At 52.3% G+C, this 10,817-nt stretch carries 7 protein-coding genes; all 7 read right to left on the bottom strand.

What is annotated here, in order from left to right; translation table 11 throughout:
* Nucleotides 1-98: 98 nt before the first annotated feature.
* The 7 genes from ABOC32_RS25275 to ABOC32_RS25245 all read right to left on the bottom strand — a co-directional run bounded on the left by ABOC32_RS25275 (nucleotide 99) and on the right by ABOC32_RS25245 (nucleotide 10,746).
* Nucleotides 99-2,084, bottom strand: coding sequence for a hypothetical protein (locus ABOC32_RS25275; protein ID WP_426809309.1), 1,986 nt, complete (start codon nucleotides 2,082-2,084; stop codon nucleotides 99-101).
* Nucleotides 2,085-2,278: 194 nt separating this feature from the next.
* The gene (locus tag ABOC32_RS25270) at nucleotides 2,279-4,291 is read right to left on the bottom strand and encodes a glycosyltransferase family protein (RefSeq protein ID WP_426809308.1); all 2,013 of its coding nucleotides are present in this window, start codon (nucleotides 4,289-4,291) and stop codon (nucleotides 2,279-2,281) included.
* Nucleotides 4,288-5,568, bottom strand: a complete 1,281-nt coding sequence (gene wecC, locus ABOC32_RS25265; RefSeq protein WP_426809307.1) for a UDP-N-acetyl-D-mannosamine dehydrogenase — start codon at nucleotides 5,566-5,568, stop codon at nucleotides 4,288-4,290. Before wecC ends, ABOC32_RS25270 begins: the two co-directional genes overlap by 4 nt.
* 67 nt (nucleotides 5,569-5,635) lie before the next feature.
* A complete protein-coding gene (gene wecB, locus ABOC32_RS25260) occupies nucleotides 5,636-6,757 on the bottom strand; it encodes a non-hydrolyzing UDP-N-acetylglucosamine 2-epimerase (RefSeq protein ID WP_426809306.1) in 1,122 nt (373 codons plus the stop codon).
* 15 nt (nucleotides 6,758-6,772) lie between these two features.
* Complete coding sequence (locus ABOC32_RS25255; RefSeq protein WP_426809305.1) at nucleotides 6,773-8,182, bottom strand: methyltransferase FkbM; 1,410 nt, start codon at nucleotides 8,180-8,182, stop codon at nucleotides 6,773-6,775.
* A gap of 2 nt (nucleotides 8,183-8,184) precedes the next feature.
* Complete coding sequence (locus ABOC32_RS25250) at nucleotides 8,185-9,705, bottom strand: hypothetical protein (RefSeq protein ID WP_426809304.1); 1,521 nt, start codon at nucleotides 9,703-9,705, stop codon at nucleotides 8,185-8,187.
* On the bottom strand, nucleotides 9,706-10,746 hold the full coding sequence (locus tag ABOC32_RS25245; RefSeq protein ID WP_426809303.1) for a tetratricopeptide repeat protein: 1,041 nt from the start codon (nucleotides 10,744-10,746) through the stop codon (nucleotides 9,706-9,708).
* Nucleotides 10,747-10,817: the final 71 nt, after the last annotated feature.

Genomic DNA, 10,817 nt, shown 5'->3' with positions numbered 1-10,817 from the left:
GCGTATATGTCATCAGCAATTTTCCCGCACCCGTAAATTTCTTTTAAACAGGATCAAACCATTGTCGCATTTGATCCTGCCATTAGTTCGGTTCGCCCTTAAGTGTTTGCTTCTAAGTGAGCGAATGGGTTTGAAGAGCCAATAGTTCCTGTACCAGGCAACACAGGTTTTTTTCGAAGCGAAACTCGCTCGATAATAACGGTCGCAGCTCTGCCCCAGTTCCAGGGTTCACAGTTTCTAAGGCAGTTTACACGGACTTCGAAGTCGACAGCTTTTTTTGCGTCAGTGTGGTAGGGGTGTATTGGAATCACTATTTGGTTAGTGTCCTTCCAGGCTGATACATCTGCTGTCAAAAGCTTTTTGCCATCGATCAGAACCTGATACTCAATCCGTCCGGGTATATTAGGGTTGGCATAAGGAGTTTTAATGTGAGCTACAAGGAAGCTGTCCTCTGGTTCGCTAACATTGATGCTGAGCTTGAAGCTGATCATCTCGCCAATTGTGGGGGCCGAATCGACGAATGAGAATTTCACGCTTTTCGGAGACCGCATGATCGACAGTGCGGGCTTCTCAGTACCCGAAGACGACGAACTGGAGATCTGAGCGGCCTCCAGGTTCATGGCGTCCGAAAATGAACTGCTTGCGACCTTGAATTCCGAGTAGATATTTGTTTTTTCGTTGATTTGCCAAAACTGCAGAGCTGGCCAGTTGCGTGCGCAAATTTCCAGCATAAGGTCATGACCCTGGCGAAGTGGCTCAGGTATGGAGAGCAATTTGCTCAAGAACCGCCTGTTGTTGAAGAGAATGAATGTGTCAAATGCAGAGTCACTCTCTAGCAGTACTAGCGAATGCCAAGCACCCATACGGTATTCCCAATAGAATAAATCGTAAGGGTCATAGTTTTCAATGTTGTTATAATTGCATTCATTCAGGTATTGATCAAAGATGTCTATGACCTGCTGGTCATTCTCGGCGCGTGACGAATAACATGTCACGGCTGCTTTTGTGTCTAACTTCCTAGGTAAGTTAAAGGAGTTTTTGTAGAAAATCCTTCCGATTTCCAGTAGGTTAGAGCGCAAATGCAGCAAGTTCTGATCTGCATAGCGGAGGATGTATTCGGCAGCTACAGTTGGACTGTGTGTCACATGTGAAGTGCGGATTTCGCTCTTTAATTTTTTAGACGCTTCAGAACGGCCGGATTCTGATAGATCAATGAGGTCATGATCGAGACCGAGATTGCTGCTGATTTCTGTAGCAATCAGTTTGTCTAAAGGTAAGATGTTCTTGGACAGCTCGCCTTCTTTCCCAAAGTAAGTGAAGTACTTAACATTTCGGGAATTGCTTCTGGTCGCAGACAATGTAACCCTGCTGTCAACACCTGCCGTGATCGAACACAAAATTCGATTATGAGCGGCTAGGTGCTCTGCCTGGCTTTTCAAGATCTCCGCTAGCTCATCAATGGTCGCGTTGATGTCATCAGGAGTATGCAGGGATTCTCGTGGGAAAAAGCGAATAAGCTTATTTGATTCGCAATCGAACAAGTGATTGGGGACCAGTTGCTTTATACTGTGAAAGAGGGTGCTGTTTCCAGGCAGGTGATAACTGCTGTATTCGGTCAGCCACTTTCCATAATCATTTCTTGAGGCGCCAATTTGCTTGGCTACAAGATCGGGGTGAGAGCTAATGCACAAGGGCTGCGTGGTCGAATAAAATACGCTTCGCATGCCCGTTGCGTCGTTAATTATGCGGATGCTGGAGGTGTCGCTGTTGTATGTTCCATAAAGAAGTATGAATCTACCGTTAATAGAATCAAGCTTCTCAAAAAGCGTATTCTCTCCAGCGATAAACGCATCAAGGAGAGTTGAGGTAACAAGGCTTGTGCCGTAATCCCCCGAGTCAAGATCCAGGGCAGTGCCAAGCATTGCGCAGAATTGACCATCCTTTATACGGTAGTCAAAGCTGACGCGAGGATCAAAATGGAAGTTCAAGCCCAGGGCATTTTCGGTGCGCCAATTGTTGATCTCTGACTTCACCGGCTCGGCTGAAATTATATATCCGCGCGAGTAGTTTGTATGTTTACTCATAACTGCGAGCTCCTGGTGCTATTCTAAAAATTAAAGCTTATGCGCTTTGCTTTTAAAATGATTATGTTGAACGATCCCTAGTGTGAGTGTGCGCATGAGATATGCGCACATCAGTATAGACCATTTTCAGGTTGATCGGTTCTATTGAAAAGCGCATAATAATTTCTTATAAACAATTGATCCGTATAAGTGATTTAGAAATCACATACACTTGTGTCCAAATTGTCAGCGATTACTTCCGTTTGCTTTCCGGAGAGGAAGTATTCATCTGTGGCGTCCCAGGTGTGAGCTGATGTTGCGCCTCTCCATACGATAAAGTTGAAAGGATCCGATGCGTAAATTTTGATCCCGTCTTTTTTGAGACGCCCAATCAGATCGCTGTCTTCCCCTCGGTTGAGAGATTGGAACTTGTATTTGTGGAATACGCTGGCTTTAAATACAAAAGTCGCTCCAGCAACAAAGTCCGCTTCGCAGTGTTTAACACCAGGGAAGCGCTTGATTAGCTTGCTAGAACCCGAGAGGTACATGAACAGCTCTTTTTTTCCAACAAGCCCATAATCGCCGAAGGAGAATGGAATAATCATGTCCGACAAGTAGTTCTTAAAGTACAAGTCGTCGTCATCCATTTTTGCGATGTACTCACCCTCTGCATAAGCTGCAGCATCGTTGAAGCGCTCTCCAAGGGTTACGTCCTGGTTATCATTTACGATGACTTCGATGCGCTTGATGTTAGAGGGTGTTGCTTTGAGTTTGGACACCAACTCAAACCGTTGGTGTTCATTGAAGTCCTGGAGGACCAGGATTAGTTCGCAATTAGGGTGATTTTGCCGCGTCATGTTTTCGACGATGCGGTCAATCATGTTGGGGCGACGGGTGCAGGTAATGATACTGATTAGGGGGGCAGAGTCATCTGCTGCCTGCCCAAGAGATTTCTGAATGTCTTGCAGGCGATGTGAGTAGGTATGTTTTTTCATTACCTCTCGGTAGCCGATATGAGACGACTTTTCCCAAAAGTGGTCATCGGTCAGAAGCTTTTCAATAATGACATTCGCTTCCTCCGCATCTTTTGCAACGTGAACGATCCCCGCGAACTGCTCCTCAATAGCTTTTGAGGGGGTAGATACAACTGGTGTTCCGCATGCGAGCAACTCGTAAACACGGCGGGACATCATCGTTGGGGAGTCGATGATGGTGTTAACGTTCAGGAAAACTTTGAAACGTTTGTAAAGTTTTACTACTTCAGTAAAAGGTACTGCGTCCCTGATGAACGGTGTGTATTGTGGTGGGAAAGCGTAACGATCGCCATCGATTTTTGACATTCTGTCATAAATGGCGCCATTGAACTCGATAATGGACGGCAGCAGTGCATCCATTTGGCGCTTTCTTTCGTCGTGTCCAACACCATAATACGAACCCGCAAAGCATACGGATTCTGGCGTGGTCCGGAATCTGTCTGACGGATTACAGATTCGTTGTTGTGCTGCAAAGGGGACGGCATGTACTTGTGCGCTAGGTATATCCCGCTGGTAGTCGGCGACCTTGTTCGCATCAGTTGTAAATATTATGTCTGCATGCTTTGCAATTGGTAAGTAGCGGTCATAATGCATCGGATCTTCTTTGTTCCAGAAGATGATAGGCATTTTTTTCTTAACTTGCACGATCGCGTCTAGCAGGGCCTGGGCATTCGCATGCTTCAACCCAGGAGATGTAAAGGCATACTCCCATGTGCCACGATTACCTTTCCAGCAGCTTTCCAAAAAGCAAAAATCCGAAACGGATTTTTCAATCTGTTCGCTATAGTTTTTTCGACTGATCGGGTAGCTGGTCATTTCGTATCGCCAGCACTCTTCAGAAATCTCGTCCATAATTGAGATGGACCGCAGGCGTTTCGTCGGTTTCACGCTTGCGATGTTAGGCGCATCCGCAGCCCTTGAATTGGTCAGATTTAGGTGCGGCGTTACTATATTTTTGGCAAAGTTTGCACCGACCACAATGCCCTGGATGCGGCGCTCGCACAGAAGTATGTTGGCATCAAAAAACTTCTGGCCAATGGTTTCTGCAAGGTATTTGTAGGTTTCGAGCGCGGACTCGTAATTGCCTTTGCTATATTCTGAGGCAGCAAGCCGCACTTGATTTTTTTTGGGAAGCAAGGTTGCCCTTGTTTCTTGAGGTTGTTTGTTGATGACCGTTGATTCTTTGCTGATCATGCAAAAATACCTACTGAATCAATGCAGTATGCGTGTTTGCGCAGGGTTTCCACAGCTTCAATGAATGGGCTGTGTTTTACTAGAACGCATATGACGTCCGCAGTTTCAACCGCTTCCTCCAAGGTCGCCAGGGTGGTGTTGGCTTGTGCGAGCTTAGTCGGGAGCATTTCAATATTTGGTTCGACCGCCACGATTTGGCAGCCCAACGCAGCCAGATTTCGGGTGATATCAACTGCTGGGCTTTCACGAAGATCGTCAATGTCAGGTTTGAAAGCAAGACCCAGACAGGCGACTTTAATATCGGATATGGTGCTGCCTTGTTTGGTGGCCATTGCGTCCAGAACAGCCGCTTTGATTTTATTCAATACCCATTCAGGTTTGAAATCGTTAACTTCTCGAGCAGTGCGGATGAGCCGTGCTTCGTCAGGAGTCGTATCAACGATGAACCATGGGTCAACAGCAATGCAGTGACCACCTACGCCAGCGCCAGGTTGAAGAATGCTTACACGTGGGTGCCGGTTTGCAAGCTCTACGAGTTCCCAAACATTGATTTTGAGTTTATCGCAAATCATTGAGAGTTCATTGGCGAAGGCAATGTTAACGTCGCGGAAGCTATTTTCAGTCAGCTTGCACATTTCAGCAGTGCGTGCGTCGGTGACAATGCAAGCACCTTCAACGAAGATCTTGTAGAGCGCGACAGACATTTCGCTGGCCTTTCCTGTCATGCCACCGATGATTCGGTCATTGGAAACCAATTCGTGTACGACTTTGCCAGGAAGTACCCGTTCTGGACAGTGTGCAATTTGGATATCGGCTTCTTCACCGGCCTGCTGAGGGAAGGTAAGATCCGGTCGCGCTTCGGATAGCCAAGCAGACATTTGCTCCGTGGCACCGACAGGCGAAGTCGATTCAAGAATGACCAAATTGCCTTTGCTCAGAATAGGTGCGATGGCTTTGGCAGCAGATTCAATGTAGCTCAGGTCAGGCTTGTGGTCGCCTTTGAACGGTGTTGGGACCGCGATCAGGAAAGCGTCAGCTGGTTCGGGCGTTCGAGTGGCGCGCAGGTAGCCCTCAGTGACTGCTGCATGAACTAACATGTCCAATTCGGGCTCTACAATGTGAATTTTGCCACTGTTGATGGTATTCACTGCATGTTCGGAAACGTCAACCCCAATCACTTTTTTCTTGCGCGAAGCAAAAAGAGTTGCAGTTGGAAGGCCGATATAGCCAAGGCCAATCATAGAAATTGTTTGGAAGGAATATTTTGAGTTTGGCATCGTCTTTCCTGACATTGTGTGCTGCATGCTCGCAGTGTTATCGAGCATGCACGCAAGGGCTATGGGGTTAAGCGTTCTTCAGCAGCGCTTGAATAATTCTTTGGCAAGCAGTGCCGTCGCCATATGGATTGTGAGCAAAGCTCATGGCTTTATAGGCTTCGTGGTCCGACAGGAGACGGTTCAGTTCACGAACAATATTTTCCACATCGCTGCCCACCAATTTTACGGTACCAGCAGCAACGGCTTCAGGCCGTTCGGTGGTGTCCCGCATTACTAGAACAGGCTTGCCCAATGATGGCGCTTCTTCTTGAATACCGCCTGAGTCAGTAAGAATGATATGTGAGCGGGTCATCAGATGAACGAAAGGCAGATAGTCCATCGGCTCAATCAGGTGAACGTTGTTAATGCCTGACAGCAGGCGGTTGACCGGTTCTCTTACATTAGGGTTCAGGTGAACTGGATAGACGATATCAACCTCTGGGTGCTGTTGAGCAACTTCAAGCAGCGCCTGGCAGATGCGTTCAAATCCGCTGCCAAAACTTTCGCGACGGTGCCCGGTAACCAAGATCAGCTTACGAGATGGATCCAGGAAGTTAGAAGGTGCTGAGGCTTTTTTAAGCAGTGCCTCATCGTTTTTCAGACGATTAACAACATCTAAAAGTGCATCGATAACAGTGTTGCCGGTTACGACTATCGAAGCATCAGCAACCCCCTCGCGCAGTAGATTCTCGCGCGAGTCATCAGTGGGTGCGAAATGTATGTTAGCCAATGCTCCGGTCAGCTTGCGGTTACCCTCTTCGGGCCATGGGGAATACAGATTGCCGGTGCGCAGCCCAGCTTCAACATGACCAACAGGTATTTGGTGGTAGTAGGCCGCAAGGGTGGTAGCAAAAGTAGTCGCCGTGTCGCCATGCACCAGGACCATATCGGGCTTGAAATCCTGGAAAACGCTTTTCATGCCTTGCAGGATCGAAGTGCTTACATCCGTGAGGTCCTGGCCTGGCTTCATGATGTTGAGATCAAAGTCTGGCTTGATTTCAAACAATTCCAGGACTTGGTCGAGCATCTCTCTGTGCTGCCCAGTTACGCATACTTTCGCATCGAAGCGCTCATCTGCTGCGAGTGCAAGCGCAAGGGGTGCCATCTTGATTGCTTCGGGGCGAGTGCCGAATACTGTTAGGATTTTCATGAGATTGTGCTCGTTTTACACCTTATGGGGGATGGAGATAAGACAAGCGTCTTTTTCCATTTTGCGAGTAGACATCTGAGCAGTCAGGCCCTCAACTTCGATGTCTTTCAGCCATAGCTGGACGATTTCCTTTTCATCTTCACGGATGTAGTCGTCGAGCAAGATGTCGATGTGCGCACCTTTGAACTCTGCAAGTACCGAAGGCACTGCAGGGTATCGCGCATGTTTTCCAATTGATGCAGGTGGGCCGTCGACTATGATTAGTATTTTGATATTTGAAGTTAGCTGTTCAGCCAGTTCATGTAGGGTGGGCTGACAGCTATAATATGAATATGTGCTGCCGTTGAGTGCCTTGAATTCGGCCAAAGGTGCCAGCTCCAGTTGCACAGCATCCAGCAACCCCGCCTGTTGCAAGTTCGCCTGCGTTTGCGCGTGGTACTGCTCCAGGTGTTCGAATGCCACTTGGACGGTGGCAGGCTTGCCGTGTTGCTGGCGAGCAATTCTGGCCAGCGCCTTGGCAATGACTACGGTTGAAGTGCCAGAGCCAAACTCGAGGATCAGGTCATAATCATTGCCGTCGATCAACTCGACCAGGTACAGCGCAAAGTCCGGGCTGATCGGCCAACCATGCATGCCGGGCAAATGTTCGCCGTGAGCCAGATAGTTCTGAACGCCCATAAATGCTTCCAACTGCTGTGCAGCATTAAGCATCTCCGACTTCACCGTACGTTCCAGAGACTGGCGCACTTTGACCATTTCGGCATTCTGCTGCTTGATCTGTTCGCTCAAGGTTGCGTGCTGCTTCTGCAAATCCTCCGACAGCTTCTGAACGGCGCTTTTCTCGGCGGCGGGGCGAATGGCGCTTGCGCCTGGCTTGTGCTGGGCTTCCAGGGCTGGCAGCCCAAGCTGGCCCAGTTCCTCGCGCACACGGGCTTGTACCAGCAGGCGTACATCTGCGCCGGGCGCGGCAATTTTCACGGCGTTCTGGAAGTGCCCCAGCGCCTGTTGCGAGCGGCCAGCAATGGCCGTGGCGCGGCCCAAGGTATTGTGCACGCCGGCAATCAGCACCTGGCTGATCAGCTTCTTGCTGCAACCCCAGTCTTGGGCCAGCCGGGTGAACTGGCGCGCGGCGGTCATGTTGCCCAGTTGCTGGTGGGCTCCGGCAGCCAGCAGCGCCAGCTTCGCGCGGTCCGGGTGATGCTGAAGGGTATCACGCTGCAGCTCGGCAAGGCTTTGCCAATCCCCGAATTGCCACTGCGTGCGGCTGCGCTCAAGCAGGTTTTCGTCGTAAGGGACCAACTGAGCATTCAGGCCTTCGTCGGCATCTTCCACAACTACCGGCTCTGCTGCGGGCGGTTGCTTGGCAGGTGGTGCTTTACGAAGGCGCAGCCAGTTGGCAATGGCCGTAAACATTGGCAAGCCCATCGTCAGAGCCCTGGCTCGCGCAGAAGCAGGTCCTTGATCAATTCGAGCTGGGCTTCGCTCTTGACCAGTTCCTCTTCCAGCAAGCGCTGCCGATGCTGATACTCGACCGCTTCGCGCTCAAGTGTGTGCACATAACCCTGATTGGCTTCGAACGTATGCTTCTGCTCGTCCAGCGCCTTCTGCAACTGGTCACGCTGTTCGCTGACCTTGTCCAGGTGCGCTTTGCATTCACCGGCCGCACTGCTTTGCGCATCGCAGGTCTCGGTGAGCCTGGCGTTGTCCTTGGCCAAGGCATCGCGCTCGCTTGCAAGCTCGTCGGCAGCGGCGCTTAGCGCCTCAGAGCGGGCCTGGCGTTCGTTTGCCAGTTGGGTCTGCGTCTGGCAGGCACCCGTCAGCTCGGCCCGCTGGTTCTCCAGCGCTTCGTTGATCAGGGCCAGTTCGCTGTTGCGGCTAGTCAGTGTGGCAAGCTCTGCTCGCAGGTCGTTTATCTGGCTGGCCTGCTGGTCGTAAGCCGTGGTCAGCGCTGCATGTTGTTGCCCTAGTGCTTCGCAAGCACTGGCAAGCTGGTCGCGCTCGTTGCCCATTGCATCCATTTGCGCCTGCCGGGCGCTGGCTTGGCTGGCCTGGTGTTGCAGCGCCTGGTGCAGCTCGGTTTGTTGGGCTTCCATTGCTTCGCACGCCGAGAACAGCCGGGCGTTGTCGTTGACCAGTTCATCAAGCTGTTGCTTTTGCTCGTTGGCCAGCCCGGTCAGTTCGAGCAGGGCTGCATCGCGTTGCTGCAGCTGCTGCTCCAGCTCCTGCAACTGCTGCTGGCTGTTTTGTGCTGCAAACGAAGACTGCGAGCGCAGCTGGGCCACTTCGCTGTGCAGGCGATGCTGTACCAGGCGCGTAGCGTTGCGTTCGAACAGCAGCTGGCTTTGCGGGAAGATGGCGTCCGGGTTATCGGTAACCAGCTCGAAGCCTATGCCGTCCATCCAGGCGATGATCTCGCTGTCACTGGCATCCTCCTGGTACAGCGGCTCACTGCTGCATTCCACAATCACCCAGCGAAAGGTGTGCAGCGCGGCGGCGGGGGTAGCTTGCAGCAGCTGCAATGCCTGCCCCGGTGCGGCAATGAGCAATGCGTGGGGTTGCCGGCTGTCCAGGGCCTGTTCTGCCACGATCGCCTCAAGGCTGCGCGCTGGAACCTGCAATGCTTCATCGCGGCGCAGATTGGGGTAGTAGGTAAACAGGTCGGCTGCCTGGTTGAGGCTGCTGTAGGCCAGGTTGTTCAGCGCTTGCAGCGTTGCCACTGGCTGTTCGTCGCCGGTAACGGCTACGGCAAGCAGGTGTTCGCCCTGGTCATGACGCAAGCGACGGCCCAGTTCCTCGGCCAGGCGTGGATGGGCCTCGGCCAGCAGCAACTGGCGGCTACCCAGTTGGCGCCAGTCACCGAGCTGGCTGCCGGTACCGGCACCCACGATCAGGCTGGTGTCCAGGCCGTCAGCGCTGTGTTCATGAATGTGGCGCAGCAGCTTTTTCATTTACTCACAGGCCTCGTCCAGCCGGGTTTCGACATCGTCCAGCAGGGCTTCAAGAATGGACTGTGCCTTGCGCAACTCATGCAGTTGCGTCATGCCCGGCAGGGTGTTGTCACTGGGCTCGCACAGTAGATCACCCAGCAATGCGCATGCCTGGGTGCTGTCCGGGCGCTTGAGCAGGAACGATTTGAGCAGGGCGATGGCTGCTTCGCGCTGCTGTTGGCCAAGTAGCAGGTCAACACGTTGCGGCAGGCCGTGGTCTTGCATGTACTTCAGGCGCTTGGCCAGCGCAGCGTCCTGCGGCTGCAGGGCGATGGCAACCTGCATTGCTTCCTCGGCCTGTTCGAACTGGCCCAGGGCGAACAGGCTGTTGGCCATGCCCAGGTGTGCCCAGTGCAGGCGCAGGTCGCAACCGGCTGCTACGCGGAAGGCCGCCAGGGCTTCATCGGCAAAGCCCAGCAGCATCAGGCATTCGCCCAGCTTGCAGTAGCCCAGCGGGTTTTCGCCGAGTGCGCCGTTGATGGTCGCCCATGCATTACGAGCTTCCGTGACCTCACCGGTTTCCTGCAGGCGTGATGCCAGCCGATAGGCCTGGGTAAAGTTGCGCAGGTTGCCAGCGAAGCGGCTGTAGCTGGCCTGGTTGATCATTTCGGCAAGCATGGCCAGGCCATGCGCCCGGGAGATCTGCGGGTAGCTGGGTTCGCGGCGCTCGGGGCCGAAGGCCTGAGGGCCTCCGCCAAGGATGCTGCCAGTGTCTGCAACGCGTGCGGTCAGTTCATGCACCTGGCCGTCGAACAGTTCGTGGGACAGTTGCAAATCGAACAGGTAGCAACCGTCGCCTATTCCGGCAGTTTGCAAGTCTTCTCGAAACTGCTGCGCGAGGCCCTGGGCAACGATTTCACCGTTGGCGATGATTTCAATGGTCAGCCGTTTTTGTGGGTGAGCAGGAGCAAACGCCCAGCCGAAAGCGCGGTCGTCAAGAATGTAATCGAAATGGCCGTTGACTTCGGTGCTTGATGCTGCGGGTGCAGAGAGGGAATTCATGGCGTTTGGTCTGCAATTGAGTACGAGTGGAAGTTTGCTGGCCGCCCCTGACAATGGCATTGGCGCTGTAG

The sequence above is a fragment of the Pseudomonas sp. WOUb67 genome (genome assembly GCF_050058005.1).
Classification (GTDB): domain Bacteria; phylum Pseudomonadota; class Gammaproteobacteria; order Pseudomonadales; family Pseudomonadaceae; genus Aquipseudomonas; species Aquipseudomonas putida_R.
The sequence above is the reverse complement of the archived record's forward strand: the minus strand, read 5'-3'. Positions and strand labels throughout refer to the sequence as shown.